Annotated in this window: 23 protein-coding genes and 1 pseudogene; 14 read left to right on the forward strand and 10 right to left on the reverse strand. The window is 55.6% G+C overall.

Features of this window, described 5'->3' with window-relative positions; translation table 11 throughout:
- Positions 1–19: 19 nt before the first annotated feature.
- From FVA72_RS10170 to FVA72_RS10220, 11 genes are all read left to right on the forward strand, one after another.
- Positions 20–196: a hypothetical protein gene (locus FVA72_RS10170; protein WP_001131288.1), complete on the forward strand. Its 177-nt coding sequence runs from the start codon at positions 20–22 to the stop codon at positions 194–196.
- An 89-nt stretch (positions 197–285) separates the two neighbouring features.
- Positions 286–1,488: a tyrosine-type recombinase/integrase gene (locus tag FVA72_RS10175; protein ID WP_000954590.1), complete on the forward strand. Its 1,203-nt coding sequence runs from the start codon at positions 286–288 to the stop codon at positions 1,486–1,488.
- Positions 1,489–1,635: 147 nt separating this feature from the next.
- The gene (locus FVA72_RS10180) at positions 1,636–1,857 is read left to right on the forward strand and encodes a helix-turn-helix transcriptional regulator (protein WP_001179606.1); all 222 of its coding nucleotides are present in this window, start codon (positions 1,636–1,638) and stop codon (positions 1,855–1,857) included.
- Positions 1,858–1,876: 19 nt separating this feature from the next.
- Positions 1,877–2,689, forward strand: coding sequence for a helicase RepA family protein (locus FVA72_RS10185; protein ID WP_001346140.1), 813 nt, complete (start codon positions 1,877–1,879; stop codon positions 2,687–2,689).
- A complete protein-coding gene (gene repC / locus FVA72_RS10190) occupies positions 2,676–3,557 on the forward strand; it encodes a replication protein C, IncQ-type (RefSeq protein WP_000743064.1) in 882 nt (293 codons plus the stop codon). Before FVA72_RS10185 ends, repC begins: the two co-directional genes overlap by 14 nt.
- 1,032 nt (positions 3,558–4,589) lie before the next feature.
- Entirely contained in the window at positions 4,590–4,778 is a 189-nt protein-coding gene (locus tag FVA72_RS10195; protein ID WP_000024442.1) for a FitA-like ribbon-helix-helix domain-containing protein, read from the forward strand.
- Positions 4,779–4,918: 140 nt separating this feature from the next.
- Entirely contained in the window at positions 4,919–5,698 is a 780-nt protein-coding gene (gene trbJ, locus FVA72_RS10200; protein WP_000836966.1) for a P-type conjugative transfer protein TrbJ, read from the forward strand.
- Between the two features lie 12 nt (positions 5,699–5,710).
- On the forward strand, positions 5,711–5,947 hold the full coding sequence (trbK, locus tag FVA72_RS10205; RefSeq protein ID WP_000718002.1) for an entry exclusion lipoprotein TrbK: 237 nt from the start codon (positions 5,711–5,713) through the stop codon (positions 5,945–5,947).
- A gap of 10 nt (positions 5,948–5,957) precedes the next feature.
- A complete protein-coding gene (gene trbL, locus FVA72_RS10210) occupies positions 5,958–7,385 on the forward strand; it encodes a P-type conjugative transfer protein TrbL (RefSeq protein ID WP_001405816.1) in 1,428 nt (475 codons plus the stop codon).
- Positions 7,386–7,389: 4 nt separating this feature from the next.
- Positions 7,390–7,638, forward strand: a complete 249-nt coding sequence (locus tag FVA72_RS10215; RefSeq protein ID WP_000213809.1) for a hypothetical protein — start codon at positions 7,390–7,392, stop codon at positions 7,636–7,638.
- A gap of 63 nt (positions 7,639–7,701) precedes the next feature.
- Positions 7,702–7,926, forward strand: a complete 225-nt coding sequence (locus tag FVA72_RS10220; RefSeq protein WP_000211355.1) for a type I toxin-antitoxin system ptaRNA1 family toxin — start codon at positions 7,702–7,704, stop codon at positions 7,924–7,926.
- A 36-nt stretch (positions 7,927–7,962) separates the two neighbouring features.
- On the opposite strand, the gene FVA72_RS22015 is transcribed toward FVA72_RS10220, so the two are convergent.
- The 5 genes from FVA72_RS22015 to FVA72_RS10245 form a co-directional block, all read right to left on the reverse strand.
- Entirely contained in the window at positions 7,963–8,166 is a 204-nt protein-coding gene (locus FVA72_RS22015; RefSeq protein ID WP_000131871.1) for a hypothetical protein, read from the reverse strand.
- 114 nt (positions 8,167–8,280) lie between these two features.
- Complete coding sequence (gene arsB, locus FVA72_RS10230; protein WP_001272375.1) at positions 8,281–9,348, reverse strand: ACR3 family arsenite efflux transporter; 1,068 nt, start codon at positions 9,346–9,348, stop codon at positions 8,281–8,283.
- Entirely contained in the window at positions 9,345–9,851 is a 507-nt protein-coding gene (locus FVA72_RS10235) for an arsenate reductase ArsC (RefSeq protein WP_000140066.1), read from the reverse strand. Before FVA72_RS10235 ends, arsB begins: the two co-directional genes overlap by 4 nt.
- The gene (gene arsH, locus FVA72_RS10240; protein WP_001239389.1) at positions 9,848–10,615 is read right to left on the reverse strand and encodes an arsenical resistance protein ArsH; all 768 of its coding nucleotides are present in this window, start codon (positions 10,613–10,615) and stop codon (positions 9,848–9,850) included. Before arsH ends, FVA72_RS10235 begins: the two co-directional genes overlap by 4 nt.
- Positions 10,612–10,944 (reverse strand): ArsR/SmtB family transcription factor, encoded by a 333-nt coding sequence (locus FVA72_RS10245; RefSeq protein WP_000447876.1) that lies wholly within the window; start codon positions 10,942–10,944, stop codon positions 10,612–10,614. The genes arsH and FVA72_RS10245 overlap by 4 nt, the downstream gene beginning before the upstream one ends.
- Before the next feature lie 147 nt (positions 10,945–11,091).
- Here FVA72_RS10245 and FVA72_RS10250 point away from each other — a divergent pair, with 147 nt between their 5' ends.
- The 3 genes and pseudogenes from FVA72_RS10250 to FVA72_RS10260 form a co-directional block, all read left to right on the forward strand.
- Positions 11,092–11,829, forward strand: a complete 738-nt coding sequence (locus tag FVA72_RS10250; RefSeq protein WP_001366550.1) for a recombinase family protein — start codon at positions 11,092–11,094, stop codon at positions 11,827–11,829.
- On the forward strand, positions 11,826–12,050 hold the full coding sequence (locus FVA72_RS10255) for a hypothetical protein (protein WP_000743213.1): 225 nt from the start codon (positions 11,826–11,828) through the stop codon (positions 12,048–12,050). Before FVA72_RS10250 ends, FVA72_RS10255 begins: the two co-directional genes overlap by 4 nt.
- A 210-nt stretch (positions 12,051–12,260) precedes the next feature.
- Positions 12,261–12,665: pseudogene (locus tag FVA72_RS10260) on the forward strand (IS91 family transposase); the annotation flags it as partial.
- A 106-nt stretch (positions 12,666–12,771) separates the two neighbouring features.
- Here FVA72_RS10260 and FVA72_RS10265 read toward each other — a convergent pair.
- From FVA72_RS10265 to FVA72_RS10290, 5 genes are all read right to left on the reverse strand, one after another.
- Complete coding sequence (locus FVA72_RS10265) at positions 12,772–13,608, reverse strand: aminoglycoside O-phosphotransferase APH(6)-Id (protein ID WP_000480968.1); 837 nt, start codon at positions 13,606–13,608, stop codon at positions 12,772–12,774.
- The gene (gene aph(3'')-Ib, locus FVA72_RS10270) at positions 13,608–14,411 is read right to left on the reverse strand and encodes an aminoglycoside O-phosphotransferase APH(3'')-Ib (protein WP_001082319.1); all 804 of its coding nucleotides are present in this window, start codon (positions 14,409–14,411) and stop codon (positions 13,608–13,610) included. The genes FVA72_RS10265 and aph(3'')-Ib overlap by 1 nt, the downstream gene beginning before the upstream one ends.
- A 60-nt stretch (positions 14,412–14,471) precedes the next feature.
- Positions 14,472–15,287, reverse strand: a complete 816-nt coding sequence (sul2, locus tag FVA72_RS10275) for a sulfonamide-resistant dihydropteroate synthase Sul2 (protein ID WP_001043260.1) — start codon at positions 15,285–15,287, stop codon at positions 14,472–14,474.
- A gap of 430 nt (positions 15,288–15,717) precedes the next feature.
- Complete coding sequence (locus tag FVA72_RS10285; protein ID WP_110591788.1) at positions 15,718–16,200, reverse strand: glutathione peroxidase; 483 nt, start codon at positions 16,198–16,200, stop codon at positions 15,718–15,720.
- A gap of 229 nt (positions 16,201–16,429) precedes the next feature.
- On the reverse strand, positions 16,430–17,371 hold the full coding sequence (locus FVA72_RS10290; protein ID WP_110591787.1) for a LysR family transcriptional regulator: 942 nt from the start codon (positions 17,369–17,371) through the stop codon (positions 16,430–16,432).
- Positions 17,372–17,385 lie beyond the last annotated feature (14 nt).

The following is a 17,385-nucleotide window of genomic DNA, read 5'->3' on the forward strand; positions in this document are numbered from 1 at the left end:
AGGCACCTGATGGCATGAAATGCCGCTAAGCCCGCGTAATTGCGGGCTTTTTTTTGTTTGTGTTTGGCACGATCTGGCAACGGGAGGAAGCGCCAAGCACCGTTTGAGCATGGCATTAAAGCTGGTATTATGGTTTGGCGATGCCATGATTGATGCCGATACCATGCTGCGTTCTTTTGTGTGTTCATGGTATTAATATTCTATAAGTTACTGTTTCGTAAGAAAAAATACGATAAATTCGAGATTTTTTCAGCATGGTATCGGAGACGAAGAAGGACAAGGTACATGCTGACCGATACCAAGCTGCGCAATCTCAAGCCCAGGGACAAACTCTACAAAGTGAATGACCGGGAAGGTCTCTATGTGGCAGTGACTCCAGCCGGCTCCATCTCGTTCCGTTACAACTACTCAATCAACGGTCGGCAGGAGACCATCACCTTTGGGCGTTATGGTGTCGGTGGCATCACCCTGGCCGAAGCCCGCGAGCTGTTGGGTGACGCCAAGAAGATGGTTGCGGCGGGCAAGTCGCCGGCCAAGGAGAAAGCCCGAGACAAGGCGCGGGTGAAAGATGCAGAGACGTTCGGTGCCTGGGCGGAGAAGTGGCTGCGTGGCTACCAGATGGCCGACTCCACCCGCGATATGCGCCGCTCGGTTTATGAGCGTGAGCTGAAGCCGAAATTCAGCAATCAGAAGCTGGTGGAGATCACCCACGAAGACTTGCGGGCGCTGGCTGATGCCATTGTTGAGCGAGGCGCACCGGCCACCGCCGTTCATGTGCGTGAAATCGTGTTGCAGGTATTTCGCTGGGCCATCGAGCGTGGGCAGAAGGTCGAAAACCCGGCAGAACTGGTGCGCCCAACAAGCATCGCTCGATTCGAGCCACGTGACCGAGCGTTGACGCCAGAAGAAATTGGGCTGATGTACCAGTACATGGAGCGAGTGGGCACAAGCCCAACAAACCGTGCGGCGGCCAAGCTGTTATTGCTGACGATGGTGCGCAAGAGCGAGCTGACCAATGCGACCTGGAGCGAGATCAATTTCAGCGAAGCGTTGTGGACGATTCCAAAGGAGCGGATGAAACGCCGTAACCCGCACCTGGTATTTCTGTCCCAGCAGGCTCTGGATATTTTCATTGCCATGAAAACCTTTGCCGGTGGTTCCGACTTCGTTTTGCCATCACGGTACGACTCGGATGCGCCGATGAGCGCTGCCACACTTAACCAGGTGCTGACGCTGACTTACAAGGCGGCGCAGAAAGATGGGAAGTCACTTACCAAGTTCGGACCGCATGATTTGCGGCGCACAGCCAGCACGCTGTTGCATGAGGCCGGCTACAACACCGACTGGATCGAGAAGTGCCTGGCGCACGAGCAGAAGGGCGTGAGGGCTGTCTACAACAAGGCTGAGTACCGCGAGCAGCGGGCGGCGATGTTGCAGGATTGGGCCGATATGATTGATGAGTGGACTTCGGGAGGCAGTAAGGGTTGATGTTTTTGCTATCTTTGATAGCATTGAAGTTGATGCCGTGAATTTATAAATAAGGCCGCCATTGGCATCGGGCAGGTCAATTACCGATTAGCTGCTTCGCGCAGCTACTCGATGAATAGCAACTATTCATTTGAGAGGTATTGACCCATGCAAAATATAAAGACCCTCATCAACAGGAAGAAGCTCCTGGAGATGATCCCGCTTTCGACACGAACAATTTATAACCTGGAGCAGCGAGGGGATTTTCCACGCCGTATCGCGTTAACCAGTAGAAATGTCGCCTGGGATTTGTCAGAGGTCGAAGAGTGGATTGAGGCACGTAAATCATCGGGTGATCAAGCTGCGCGACCTGGCCCTATAGAGGGCTAGTTATATGGCTCTTGATCTTATGGCGGCTTTCACGGAATTGCCGCCACCCATTGATTATGTTCTGCCTAATATGGTTGCTGGCACTGTTGGTGCTCTTGTGTCGCCTGGTGGGGCTGGTAAATCCATGTTGGCCCTTCAATTGGCTGCACAGATTGCAGGCGGGCCTGATTTACTTGAAATAGGCGAGTTTCCCACCGGGCAAGTGGTCTATCTGCCTGCTGAAGATCCACCGGCCGCTATTCACCATCGTCTGCACGCCCTTGGGGCACACCTCAGCGCAGCGGAACGGCAAGCCGTGGCTGATGGTTTGCTCATTGAACCCTTGATCGGTAAATGCCCAAACATCATGGCTGCTAGCTGGTTCGATGCTCTCAAACGAGCCGCTGAAGGTCGTCGCTTGATGATCTTGGACACTTTGCGGCGCTTCCACATTGAGGAGGAGAACGCTAGCGGGCCGATGGCGCAGGTTGTTGGGCACATGGAGGCCATAGCCGCTGATACAGGCTGCTCCATTGTGTTTCTGCACCACGCGAGTAAAAGCGCAGCCATGATGGGGTCGGGCGATCAACAGCAGGCCAGTCGTGGATCGTCCGTACTGGTTGATAACATCCGTTGGCAATCGTACCTATCCGGCATGACGCAAGGCGAGGCCGAGATACTGGGGGTCGATGATTGTCAGCGTGGGTATTTTGTCCGCTTTGGCGTCAGCAAGGCCAACTATGGCGCACCTTTTCAAGAACTCTGGTTTAGACGGCACGACGGCGGCGTGTTGAAGCCTGCTGTACTGGAGCGGCAGTGCAAGGTGAAAAGGAGACAGCGTGAAGAAGCCTAAGCATGACCTGACCCACGTCCGACATGATCCCGCGCACTGTTTGGCACCTGGCCTGTTCCGCAGCCTCAAGCGTGGCGATCGCAAACGCTGCAAGCTGGACGTGACCTACACCTTTGGCGAGGACGAATCCATGCGTTTCGTCGGATTCGAACCTCTCGGGGCCGATGATATGCGTCTTTTGCAAGGCATCGTGGCCCTTGGCGGCCCGAACGGCATCTTGCTAACCCCGGAACCGACCAGTGAGACGGGGCGACAGCTACGGCTATTCCTTGAACCCCGTTTCGAAGCCATTGAGCAAGACGGCTTGGTGGTTCGTGAGAGCCTGACCAAACTGCTCTCAGAAACGGGCATGACGGATAGCGGCGACAACATCAAGGCGCTCAAAGCCAGCCTGCTGCGCATGTCGAACGTCACCATCCTTGTGACGAAGGGACGGCGGCAAGCCGCGTTCCACCTGATGAGTCATGCTTTTGACGAGACGGACGGCAGGCTATGGGTTGCCCTGAATCCGCGTATTGCCGAAGCGATCCTGGGGCATCGTCCATATGCCCGTATCGACATGGCGGAAGTGCGGGTGCTACAGACTGATCCGGCACGGCTGATGCACCAACGGCTATGCGGCTGGATCGACCCCGGCAAATCCGGGCGCGTGGAACTGGACACGCTTTGCGGCTATGTCTGGCCAGATGAAGCCAATGCCGAAGCTATGAAAAAACGCCGTCAGACTGCCCGGAAGGCACTGGCCGAACTTGCCGCCGTGGGTTGGGTAGTGAACGAATACGCCAAGGGAAAATGGGAGATCAAGAGGCCTGGCCCCACGGCAACTGCACCCGTTTACCGTCGTAACGTTCCCTTGTTACCGTCGTAACGCTCCCCTTCTGCCGTCGTAACGTTCCCCGTCCCAATTTGGAAAACCCAGACGGTGCGCTGCTTTGCGGGCAGTTTGGGAAATCCATCCAAGATTATCTAAAGATAATCCATCATGCGCGGTGCAGCTCGCGCCTTGAGGGCGCGTTCTGACCTTGCCAATAAAGCCCTGGCGGGCTTTATCAATCGGCCATAGGCCGATGGTTTAACGCCAAGAAGAGAAGGCGGCTTCAGTGGCCGCTGAAACGCCTTGTGAGAGGGGAAAACAACCCGGAGTCCCTTATTCCATGAGCTGAAGCAGAATCTGCGTCTAACGGTGCTGGAGGGCCGCTGTGTGCACTTGTAGTTATCTGTACTGAAACCTTGGCTCGAAACGTGAAATGGCTAAGCAGTGCCCATTCGTTCGGTAAGAATAATAAGAAGATTATTATTCTTATTATTACCAAGCAGGAATGAGCCGTGTGTGTTGGACGCCCATAACCAGTAACCTGCGTGAAGGTGTCAACATCAGGAAAGGTTGCCCCTCAAGTATCAATACGTCGCCTTAGTGGTATGACGGGAGGGGAGGCAAATTTCTTGTGTTCATTGACACTTGAGGGGCGGGTTATGCCCTTCTTTTTTGGCGTCCAACTCGCCCCATCGGGGCGAATGGTTTGTGTCGATTGTTGGCATTTTAGGTTCCGATTTAAAGCCGATTGAGCAGCGATTTTGAAGCGACTATGTCGATTGCAGGCCGATTTGGTGACGATTACGGTTATGTTGCCAAGAATCGGTGTTTGTTTGACGATAAAACGCTTTACGTTCGATATGCGCTAGATTTTCAATAGTGGGTGAAATGCGGGCAGGATGGGTGAAGTTAGCTAACCGGCAAGCCGGTTATCTATCTTCACTGTCCCTTATTCGCGCCGGGGGCACTCAACGGGAATCCTGCCCTGCGGGGCTGATCGGCTACCGCCGGTTGCAAGAGTATAGGTCTTGCTATTTTTAATATCTTTGATAGCATGGTTGTCGGGTACACCAAAAGGGTATTGATATGGCAAATGTGCTTATCAGGAATTTACCCGCCGAGGTGCACCGTGCGTTGAAAGTTCGAGCAGCGCTCAACGATAGGAGCACCGACGCGGAAATACGCGAAATACTGACGGCGGCAGTACAGCCGCTAGAGCTTGAAGAGATTGGCCGGGAAGTTGGCTTGTCCGAAAGCGATAAAAAAACAGAGTAGTTTTACGTTTGTAAGTCCGGGCCTCAGCGCCAAGGGCAATACCGATCAGCTAGTGGCGTAGCTCTTCGATGAAACGTTGCCGAGAACAAGCACAACGCTTGGTCAAGGCAATGCCTTCTTTTCATCGACGGAGTACGACCATGAAGTCCAAAATTTTAGCGGCTAAAAAAACCGCTCTAGCCGTTGCACTCGCAACCGGCTTTATCACCACTACCACCGCCCCTGTGCAAGCTGGTATCCCCGTCATCGACGGCGGCAACCTGGCCCAGAACATCATGACGGCCATCGAGTCGGTGGCGCAGACGCTCAAGCAGATTGAGCAGTACCAGACCCAGTTGCAGCAGTACGAAAATCAGCTCCAGAACACGATGGCCCCAGCCGCGTATATCTGGGATCAGGCGCAGACTACGATCAACCGGCTGATTGCCGCGCAAAACACGCTGGCCTATTACGAGAACCAGCTAGGCAGCCTGGATCGTTACCTGGCCAAGTTTCAGGACGTGGCCTATTACCGCAGCTCGCCATGCTTCAACGGCAGCGGCGGATGCACGCCGGCCGAAAAGGCAGCGATGGAAGAGAACCGCCGCCTGGCGTCAGAGTCGCAAAAGAAGGCCAACGATGCCCTGTTCCAGACCGTTGCCGACCAGCAAAAGGCTTTGAAGGATGACGCCCGTACCCTGGAGCGGCTGCAAGGCGCGGCCCAGGGTGCAACTGGCCAGCTACAGGCCATCGGCTACGCCAACCAGCTCGCCAGCCAGCAGGCCAATCAGCTCTTGCAGATTCGCACCATGTTGACCGCCCAACACAACGCGGAGGCAGCCCGGATTGCAGCAGAACTCGATGCCGAGGCGCGAGGTGATGCCAGGGCCGAGCAAATGCGTACCTGGACGTTTCGCCCGAGTCCGGCAGACAACTACTAGGGAGGCGGTGAGATGAAAAAAATCTTTTTTACTACCGCGGCTACGTTGCTGTTGTTGGCTGGATGTGAACAGGAAAGGATGCCCGAACCAAATGCGGCGACGTGTGCCCCCGATGCGTTCCAGGCAGCACTGAATGAAATGCGCAGCGAAGCGAACCGAGAGGCCTTTACCGAGGAATGCAGAGCATTCCAGAAGGCCAAGCAGATGCGTCAGTGGGAGTTCAAGCCCAGCCCTAAAGATGATTATTGAGGTGGTCGCCATGAGAAAGAAAATTGCTCTAGGTGGCTTGATGATGGTCGCCACAATGGTGCTGGCTGAACCTGCAATGGCGCAGGAGCTAAGTAGCAGCGGTGTTATGAATGATGTGCTCAAGCGTTTTCATGATGCTGCCGCAACATGGGGGCCAGCTATTGAGTCCGCTGCATCGCGTTTGTTCTGGACGCTGGTTGTGATTTCGATGGTCTGGACATTCGGCATGATGGCTTTGCGCAAGGCCGACATTGGCGAGTTCTTCGCGGAGTTCGTTCGCTTCACGATCTTCACCGGCTTTTTCTGGTGGTTGCTGACGAATGCGAACCAGGGCATGAATATCGCCGGTACGATTGTTCAGTCATTGCAAACTCTGGGCGCGCAGGCGGGGGGACTTTCCAATAGCAATCTTGGGCCCTCCAGCATCCTTGATCTTGGTTTCGAGTTATACAACCGCACAGTACAGGCCACCTCGGAGCTGGGATGGCGGCAGATGGCAACTGCTCTGGTCATGGAGCTAATGGCCCTGGCTGTTTTGTTTGTCCTGGCGTTGATTGCGGTCAACCTGTTGCTGTTGCTCGCATCAGCCTGGATTCTGTTGTATGCCGGTGTGTTCTTCCTTGGCTTTGGTGGAAGTCGTTGGACTTCCGACATGGCGATCAATTACTACAAGACCGTGCTGGGCCTGGCCGCACAGCTTATGGCAATGGTGCTTCTGGTTGCGATTGGCAAAGAGTTCATCAATCACTACTACACGCAAATCAGCGAGAACATGGCATCCCAGGAACTGGCCGTGATGTTGGTTATATCGGTCATCTTGCTTTTCTTGGTCAACAAAGTTCCGCCGATGATTTCTGGTCTTGTGTCTGGTGGTGGTATTGGCGCAGCCGGTGGAATTGGAAACTTCGGTGCGGGTGCGGCAGTTGGGGCGGCGGTGACGGCGGCCAGTATGGCAACTGGCGGCGCTGCCCTGGCAGGTAAAGCGGTTATGGGTGCCGCAGCCGGTGCAGCCGGAGGTGCAAGTGCACTCCAAGCGGCTTTTCAGAAAGCATCAGCGAGTATGGAAACCGGCGGTGACATGTCCAGCATGGGGTCAGTTGTCAGCAGTGGCGGAAACGGTGGTGGTGAAGCGGGTACTGCTGGCAGTAGCCCATTCGCCCAAGCGGCTGGCTTTGGTGACAGCGGCAGTAGCTCAAGCGGTGGCGGCTTTGCCAAGGCCGCGAAGCTGGCCACAGGCACGGCCTCCGAGTTAGCCAAGGGTGTCGGCTCTCAAGTGAAGCAGGGATTCCAGGAGCGAGTGAGCGAAACCACAGGCGGAAAACTGGCTGCTTCGATACGCGAAAGCATGGAGCCGAAAGAAGCAAGCCAATCTGGCCAGTTCGAGGGCAATAGCTTGGGCGCCGATTCTGGCCCAGATAGTAACGAAGTCAGGAGTTAGCACGATGACGACATCAACATACATGGCCGCATTGGCGGCCCTGGATGAAGCGCCAAGGGAAGAAGTCAGCCAGGTATTTATTTCGCCGCTGGGTGATCAATCGACCGAGGTCGATGCAGAGACAGAAACAGCCGCTTTTGTATCACGGCCAGACCCTATGAGAGAGAGCGAAACTAAGCCGATAAGTATTGAGGTTAATGGCGGCAGGAATGAGCGGTCAGCATTCGCGGAGGCGGCGGGGCTGTACCTGTAGGCGCACCGGGCTGGCCACAACCAGCCCGGCACTTTCAATCAACACCTACTGGAGAGGTGAATTATGACAACACAACATATTATCGAACCAGGGCAAGCAGTGCATCAAGCAGCGGCTATTCTTTCTTCTTTGGAGTACATCAACCAAGCGGAAGCGCGGAGCCTTGGGCCATTGGCCGAAGCCGTCGCTAATGCTTTTATGGTGGTGTACTACCAAGCTGAAACGGGCCGGGCGACACAGGCTGATTTTCAAGAAGCAATGAACGCCTTGCGCCAAGCGTGCAGCTAATGACGAAAGGGCGGCCACTCGAACTGGCCGCCTTTTTCAATCTTCACTGTTTGGCCATTCCCGACCCACAGACGGCGCATCCATCCATTCGCGTTCCTCCGGCGGCAGCGGGTAAGCCCCGGATGCTTCCGCGTCGGCCAGTAGTTCGGCCAGTGTGTAGCGCACCCGACCAGTGGAAACGGCGCGGGCCGGGTCGGCCTTCTCATGCAGCCTGTTCTCTAGGTTCTTTGGGTCTGTCATCGGGCGACCTCAGCAAGCATGGATACTAGGTGTTCCAGGTCAGTGATCGAATGCGCCAGGAAGCGGCCGGCGCGGCAATCTGCAATCATTTCCTCAGTTTTTTCCTACTCATGTTCAACCTCGTTCGTACCAGCTCTTCGAGCGATTCACCACGCGCACGACCAGCAGCATCACCGGCACTTCGACCAGGACGCCGACCACGGTTGCCAATGCAGCGCCGGAGTGCAGACCGAACAAGCTGATGGCGGCCGCCACGGCCAGCTCGAAGAAGTTGCTGGCACCGATCAGGGCCGAAGGACAGGCGACAGAGTGCTTTTCCCCCGCCCGCTTGTTCAGCCAGTAGGCTAACCCGGAATTGAAGAACACTTGAATCAAGATCGGCACGGCTAGCATGGCGATCACTAACGGCTGCCGGATGATGGCCTCGCCCTGGAAGGCGAACAGTAGAACCAACGTCAGCAGCAGCGCGGCCATCGACCACGGCCCGATCTTCTGCATGGCCCGTTCAAAGGCGGCCTGTCCTTGCTTGAGCAGATGCCGCCGCAAGAGCTGCGCCAGGATCACCGGCACGATGATGTAGAGCACGACCGAAATCAGCAGCGTGTCCCAAGGCACCGAGATCGAGGACATGCCCAGCAGCAGGCCGACGATGGGCGCGAAGGCCACGATCATGATGGCGTCGTTCAGAGCCACTTGCGAGAGCGTGAAAAGCGGGTCGCCGTTGGTAAGGCGGCTCCACACGAACACCATTGCCGTGCAGGGCGCGGCGGCCAGCAAGATCAAGCCCGCGATGTAGCTGTCCAGTTGATCGGCCGGCAGGAACGGAGCGAACACTTGTCGGATGAACAGCCACCCCAGCAGGGCCATCGAGAATGGCTTGACGGCCCAATTCACGAACAGCGTGACGCCGATGCCGCGCCAATGCTCTTTGACCTGGTGCAGCGCCCCGAAGTCGATCTTGACCAGCATCGGGACGATCATTACCCAAATCAGCAGGCCCACCGGCAAATTGACCTGGGCCACTTCCATGCGGCCTATGGCCTGGAACACGTCAGGAAGGCCCTGGCCGAGCGCAACACCGGCGACGATGCACAGGGCCACCCACAGCGTCAGGTAACGCTCGAAGCCGCTCATCGGGGCCTGGCGCGGCTTCGCGGCGATGGCCTGTGCGCCGGCGCTCATGCTTCCTGCTCGGTCTTGCCGATGTTCGCCAGCTCGCGCTTGATGGCCGTCTGGTCAAGCATTTTGAGAGGCAGATTCACGAACAGGCGGACGCGGTTCATCATGTGCCGGAAGGTTTGTTCGAAGGCCCGGCGCTTCTCGGCGTCAGTGCCTTCGACGGCGGCCGGGTCTTCAAATCCCCAATGCGCCGAGATCGGCTGACCAGGCCACACCGGACACATTTCGCCGGCGGCGTTGTCGCAGACGGTGATGATGAAGTCCATCTTCGGTGCGTCGGGCGTGGCGTACTCGTCCCAGCTCTTGCTGCGCAGATTCTCGGTCGGGTAATTCACCGACTCCACCTTTTCGACGGCGAAGGGATTGACCTTGCCGGTTGGGTGACTGCCGGCGCTGTAGGCGCGGAAGCGCCCTTGCCCCATCGTGTTGATGAGAGCTTCGGCCATGATGCTGCGCGCCGAATTGCCGGTGCAGAGGATGAGGACGTTATAGATTCTTTCGGTCATGATGTTTCGCTTTCTGGTAGTGGCTGGGGAGCAATGGCGATGGATGAAAGATCGGTGGCCTCGTCGATGACGTGGCCGGCCGCTTTCCGTTCGGAATAGCGGTCTGTCAGTGCTTCACGGTGCGGCCGTACCAGCGCCGTGAAGCGCACCAGTTCTTCCATCACATCGGCTATTCGGTCGTAGTACGGCGAGGGCTTCATGCGGCCCGCCGCGTCGAACTCTTGGAACGCTTTGGCGATACTCGACTGGTTCGGAATGGTGAACATTCGCATCCAGCGGCCGAGCAGACGCAAGGTGTTCACGGCGTTGAAGCTCTGCGAGCCGCCGGATACCTGCATCACGGCCAGGGTGCGGCCTTGGGTCGGCCGGATGCCGGCCATTTCAAGCGGCAGATGGTCAATCTGCGCCTTCATGACACTGGTAATCTGACCGTGGCGTTCCGGGCTGCACCAGACTTGTCCCTCTGACCACTCGGACAGGGCGCGCAGCTCCTTGACGGCCGGGTGATCGTCGCTTTGCACTTGATCGGGCAACGGCAAATCGGACGGGTCGAAGATGCGTGTTTCTGCGCCAAAGAATTGCAGCAGCCGGGCCGCTTCCTCGACGGCCAGCCGTGAGAACGAGCGGGCGCGCAGCGAGCCATACAGCAGCAGGATACGCACCGGCGGGGCGTCGGGTGCCAGCCCGAGCGCCGGGCGCTCGATGGCAAAGGATTTGTCCAAAGCGGGCAAAGAATCGGGGTCGGAAAGATGGCGAAGTCTCATGCCAACACCTTCCCGGCTTCCGTGGTGCAAGACAGGTTGCACACCTGGCCGCCGCAGCAGTTTTCCGTGAGAAAGGCCACCAGGTTAGTGGCCGTCGAAAAGTTCGCCTCGTAGATCACAAATCGGCCTTCTTGCCGCGACGTGACCATGCCGGCGTGTGCCAGCTCTTTCAGGTGGAAGGATAGCGAAGACGGCGGGATGCCGGCCGCTTCGCTGATTTTTCCGGCGGCCATGCCGGCGGGGCCGGCCTGGACGAGAAGCCGGAACACCGCGAGGCGCGATTCTTGAGCGATGGCCGCCAGGGCGGCTACAGCATTTATCGTTTCCATGTTTCAATAATAGTCGAAATATGGAGTGTGCTCAATAGCTCATTTAAGCTGTAAAAATGAGCTAGGCGCATTTAGATCGATATGTGATAAATTGGCCTGCCAGTTTAAGATGGGTGCATTTGAGTATGCCCAAAGGAGCCCGCAAGTATGCGCAGGACGAAGCCAGTAGCCGCGCCGATGGTGGCGCGGGTCTATCTGCGCGTCAGCACCGACGCGCAGGACTTGGAACGCCAAGAGGCGATCACTACGGCCGCGAAGGCCGCCGGCTACTACGTCGCCGGCATCTACCGTGAGAAGGCATCCGGCGCACGCGCCGACCGGCCTGAGCTGCTGCGCATGATCGGCGACCTACAGCCCGGCGAGGTGGTCATTGCCGAGAAGATCGACCGCATCAGCCGCCTACCTTTGCCCGAGGCCGAGCGCCTGGTGGCCTCGATACAGGCCAAAGGCGCACGCCTGGCCGTCCCTGGCGTGGTCGATCTATCCGACCTGGCGGCCGAGGCCCAGGGCGTCGCCAAGATCGTGCTGGAAGCCGTGCAGATCATGCTTTTTCGCCTGGCCTTGCAGATGGCCCGCGACGACTACGAGGACAGGCGCGAACGCCAGCGCCAAGGCATTGAGTTGGCCCGCCAGGCCGGGCGGTACAAGGGCCGCCGTGCTGATCCGAAGCGCCGCGCCCAAGTTGTCGCGCTGCGCAAGTCCGGCTACAGCATCAACAAGACCGCCGAGCTGGCCGGGTACAGTGCGGCCCAGGTGAAACGGATATGGGCCGAGGTCAGCCAGGCCGAAGCGAAGCAGCACGGCGCGTTCGTGGAGGACGCATTGACGGAAGCCGATGCCCTGGCCGCTGTCGGCCAGGATGAGCGCCAGGAGGAAAGGGCATGAAGAAGCCGAACCAAGACGACGAGCCGTTTTTCATCACCGAGGAGATTGCGGCCGAAATGATCGCCGGCGGCTATGAGTTCGAGCTGCCGCCCATTCCTTGCACCATCCGCCTACGCGACGTGCTGGAGCGCATGACCGATGCTGAGCTAGCATTGCAGCCGGGCGAGATCGCCGACCAGGAGCGTGAACGCTGCCGGCGCAAGCCGTGTTCAACCTCATGATCTGGTCATGGTATTTTTCATGGCACTGAGCCTGATAGTTCTTGCAAATTGTTGTCACTAAAGGGTTTTGTGTGCTTGTTTACAATCGAGTGGGAGTGACGGGCACTGGCTGGCAATGTCTAGCAACGGCAGGCATTTCGGCTGAGGGTAAAAGAACTTTCCGCTAAGCGATAGACTGTATGTAAACACAGTATTGCAAGGACGCGGAACATGCCTCATGTGGCGGCCAGGACGGCCAGCCGGGATCGGGATACTGGTCGTTACCAGAGCCACCGACCCGAGCAAACCCTTCTCTATCAGATCGTTGACGAGTATTACCCGGCATTCGCTGCGCTTATGGCAGAGCAGGGAAAGGAATTGCCGGGCTATGTGCAACGGGAATTTGAAGAATTTCTCCAATGCGGGCGGCTGGAGCATGGCTTTCTACGGGTTCGCTGCGAGTCTTGCCACGCCGAGCACCTGGTCGCTTTCAGCTGTAAGCGTCGCGGTTTCTGCCCGAGCTGTGGGGCGCGGCGGATGGCCGAAAGTGCCGCCTTGCTGGTTGATGAAGTACTGCCTGAACAACCCATGCGTCAGTGGGTGTTGAGCTTCCCGTTTCAGCTGCGTTTCCTGTTTGGGGTCGTTTGCGGGAAGGGGCGGAATCCTACGCTAAGGCTTTGGCCAGCGATATTCTCCGGTGAGATTGATGTGTTCCCAGGGGATAGGAGAAGTCGCTTGATATCTAGTATGACGTCTGTCGCACCTGCTTGATCGCGGCCGCGATAGCTAGATCGCGTTGCTCCTCTTCTCCATCCGCGTTCCAAGCTGCGGAAAGGCACCCATAAGCGTACGCCTGGTCGAGCAGGCGACGCGGATCGACGTCCAGCGCACGAGAGAATGCGTCCGCCATCTGTGCAATGCGTCTAGGATCGAGACAAAGGTCGTCTCTGTCAGCCGGATCGTAGAACATATTGGCGGCGCCAAAGCCCACTTCACCGACCAGACCGACGGGATCTATCACCAGCCAGCCGCGACTGGAGAACATGATGTTTTCATGATGCAGATCGCCATGTAGCCCACGCAGTTCCGAGGCATTGCTCATCATTTGATCGGCTATAATCGCCGCGTGGACGTAGTCAGTTTGACAACCTGCGTTTTGATCATCGCGCGCCCGCTGAAACAAAGCTGCAAAGCGATCCCGGATCGGGAGAAGGGCAGAAGGCAGGGGTTCCTCAGATGCGGCATACAGCTTCGCCATTAGTTCCGCTGCAATTTCGGTCGCCTGGTAGTCGCCGTGCTCGGCAACGATGTGAGAGAGCATTCGCTCCCCGGCATATTCGAGCAACATCAGATTGTTCTCACGACCGAGCAACCGGACTGCTCCCCTCCCATTGCGCCATACCAGATAGTCGGCCCCGCGCAGTTCATCAGCAATGTCTTCTATAGGTTTCAATCCCTTGACGATTGCAGGAGTCCCGTCTGGCAATGAAACTTTCCAAACGAGGCTGGAAAAGGTGTCCGCAATGAGAACAGGTTGCGAAACGTGCCAATGAGCAGGAAAAACAGGCGGCATGAACATCAACCCCAAGTCAGAGGGTCCAATCGCAGATAGAAGGCAAGGCGTTCGCGGTCGGGGGCTTCGATCCCCAATACATTGAATAGGACAGCGAAGGCGCGCTCTGCTTCATCTGGCGCTGCCCAGTTCTCTTCGGCGTTAGCAATCATGAGTGCCAAATCGGCATAGCGATCTGCTGTTCCGAGCCGCCCAAGGTCGATCAGACCCGTGCATTGAAGAGTTTTAGGGTCCACCATGAAGTTCGGCATGCAGGGATCACCATGGCAAACAACCATATCGGTGCGCTCTTGGTCGAGCCGCACCGGTAGCTCTCGTTCGACACGAGCCAAAAGATCGAGCTGCGGCGTACTCTTGTCCTCGTCCGGTAAGAAGTCGGGATTGACGGCATTGCGGGACACCACATCAACGGCGCGTCCGAACATTCGCGACAGCCTGCGCTCAAACGGACATTGATCAACCGATAGGCTGTGAACAGCGCCAAGTTGCTGCCCCATTGACGGCCACGCTTTGAGCAAATCCGCTCCAGACAGATCAGCCGCCGGTACTCCCGGAATTGCCGTTATCACCAAGCATGCACCCTCCTGTTCCTCCTGCCAGTTGATGACCTCGGGGCAAGCCACACCTCGACCTTTGAGCCAAATGAGGCGGTCACGCTCTCCAGCGAGCTCACCGCGGCGGGAAGCAGGTGCGATTTTCGCGAAGGCATGCCCGTCACCACGTCGAAAAACAAAATCACCAGATTCTCCGCCTCTGACAGGCAACCAGTCAGAATGCGATTCACCAAAAAAAATATTAGTTCGATTCAATGGAGGTTCCTTCAGTTTTCTGATGAAGCGCGAATATAGAGAAATATCCCGAATGTGCAGTTAACGAATTCTTGCGGTTTCTTTCAGCGCCGCCAATACCGCCAGCCCGTCGCGCAAGGGGCGCGGCTCGTGTGTGCGGATGAAGTCAGCTCCACCTGCGGCGGCGGCAAGCTCTGCAGCGAGTGTCGCGGCCCCGACATCCCCCGGACCACGGCCTGTGAGCGCGCGCAGAAAGGATTTGCGCGAAACAGACAGAAGCACCGGCAAATCGAAGCGCAGCCGCAATTCATCGAACCGCGCCAGCACCGAGAGCGAGGTTTCGGGAGCAGCCCCCAGAAAAAACCCCATGCCGGGATCAAGGACAAGGCGGTTGCGTTTGATACCGGCACCCGTCAGCGCCGCGATGCGCGCGTCAAAGAACGCCGCAATGTGATCCATGATGTCGCCAGCGGGTGCCTCGCGCCGATCTGCCTGCCCGTCTTGCACCGAATGCATAACGACGAGTTTGGCAGATGATTTCGCCAATTGCGGATAGAACGCAGCGTCTGGAAAACCGCGAATATCATTGAGATAGGCCACACCACGCGACAAGGCATAGGCTTGCGTCGCGGGTTGATAACTGTCGAGCGAGACGGGAATGCCATCTGCCTTGAGCGCGTCCAGCACCGGCGCGATACGCGCGATTTCTGTGTCGGACGAAACAGGCGCGGCGTCGGGATTGCTGGATGCCGGACCGAGGTCGATCACATCTGCCCCCTCGGCCATCAGCTTACGCGCCTGCGCAATGGCTGCGTCTGGCGCCAGATACCGGCCTCCATCGGAGAAACTGTCCGAGGTTATGTTGACGATGCCGAAAATGATGAGCGATTTATTCATGGGGGCTTCTATAATAATAATAATCGAGCATGAGTCTCATACGGATGCTCGGGTCGAAAGGGAATCCCCAGGCGAGTAACCTGTTTGCGGTGATCCATTAGCTGCAGGAGCAGAATAGCATACATCTGGAAGCAAAGCCAGGAAAGCGGCCTATGGAGCTGTGCGGCAGCGCTCAGTAGGCAATTTTTCAAAATATTGTTAAGCCTTTTCTGAGCATGGTATTTTTCATGGTATTACCAATTAGCAGGAAAATAAGCCATTGAATATAAAAGATAAAAATGTCTTGTTTACAATAGAGTGGGAATAATCCCCCAATAAGAATTAGCTGGCACTGGCTGGCAAAATAACAACTTAAGCCCATGTAAAAGTGGGCTTTTTTGTTTTTTAGTCTTTAATAGCATTCGATTTAATTGAGCAAATTAGTGAACACTTAAATTTGAAGTGCAGAAAGGATTATTGCTTCCATTTTTTCAGGGGTAGTGAATGGTGCGAAGCGTTTGAGCGGTTTACCGTCACGCCCGACCAAGAATTTAGTAAAGTTCCACTTGATCCGCCCACCCATTAGACCTGGTAGCTCGTTTTTCAGGTAACGGAATATCGGGTGAGCAGAGCTCCCATTAACGTCGACTTTTTCGAATATTGGAAAGCTCACTTCGTAGTTAATAAAGCAGGTCTGCGCGATTTCCTCAGCGCTACCGGGTTCTTGTTTGCCAAACTGATTACAGGGGAAACCAAGCACCACAAAGCCCTGAGGAGCATATTTCTTGTAGAGTGATTCTAAGCCGTTGTATTGTGGTGTAAAACCACAATGACTGGCGGTATTAACAACGAGAACCACCTTATCAGCGTAGTCTTTCATAGAGATAAGTTGCCCGCCGAGACTTGTCGCTGCTAATTGATGAAAGGGGGCCATAGTAGGATCCTTAGAATAGAGCTAATCGACATAAGCCAATATAGCCGCTGATTGTGTGGTAGGTCTGAAGTCTTTTACCTGGCTATCTTGGCAAATTTTAAAGGTAAAAACAACATACTGGCTGTTCTCCCATTGATTGAAATATTAGATATTAGCCCTTTGCTTTAATCCCGCTATAAACATTCGCTGGCTAAATAATGGTATCAGCCCGTGTCAAAGTGGAGGGAGCTTATGGCATCAGCAACCTCTCATGTTCCTTTGCAACTAACTCATTCAAAAAATCAGCGACAACCCTGATCCTTCGTGAGTGAGCGAGATCAGAGTGAATGACTAGCCAAATAGGTTGGTCACAGCCTATATTATCTTGTAGGCAAATCAGTCCCATCTTTTGGGCAATGAAATGCGGCAAAACAGCCATGCCAATACCCGCTTGGACTGCGCTAAATTGTGCTGACATCGTACTGGTAGTGAGCCGGCAAGCTCTTCCTCTTAGCGTTCTTTCTAACCATTGTGCTGATTGGAGGTGCTGCTGTGCTTCCGACCAACCGATAAAATCATCTTGTTCTAGAGAGCTCAATCTGTTTGGATTTGGTCTACGCTGTAAATAACTCTCTGAGGCGTAAAGGCCAAACCCCAATGTGCCTAATTTACGAATACGCACATTACCGCGTTCAGGCCTAACCATACGCAGTGCAATATCCGCATCACGCCTGTGTAAATTCACTGTCGACACCCCAGTTACAATTTCAATTGTGAGATTAGGGTTCACGTTGGTTAGTGAAGGCAGAGCAGGGATGATTAGATGATCGGCTAAGCCTTGAGCGGTAGCTAAACAAACATGGCCCATCACGCTTTCGCTTTTTCTCCGCGCGGCATTGCCAAATGCATAACCCGCCTGTTCTAAGGCTTCAGCCTGAGAAATTAATGCATTTCCTTCATCGGTAAGCTTGTAACCAAGCTGGTCTCGAGTGAATAGCCGAACATGTAATGCCTCTTCTAGGCGTTCTAAACGCCGAGATGTGGTTGCAATTCCAAGTTTCAATGCTTTAGATGCAGCACTTAGCGTGCCTTCTCGAGCAATCGCTAAAAATACTCTGACATCATCCCAATTTGAATGCTGTCTATCGTTTTGTTTTCCATTATTGGAAAATGGATTGCTTTCATTAGTCATATAAATCTCCATTT

It is taken from the genome of Providencia sp. PROV061 (assembly GCF_011045655.1).
GTDB lineage: Bacteria > Pseudomonadota > Gammaproteobacteria > Enterobacterales > Enterobacteriaceae > Providencia > Providencia hangzhouensis.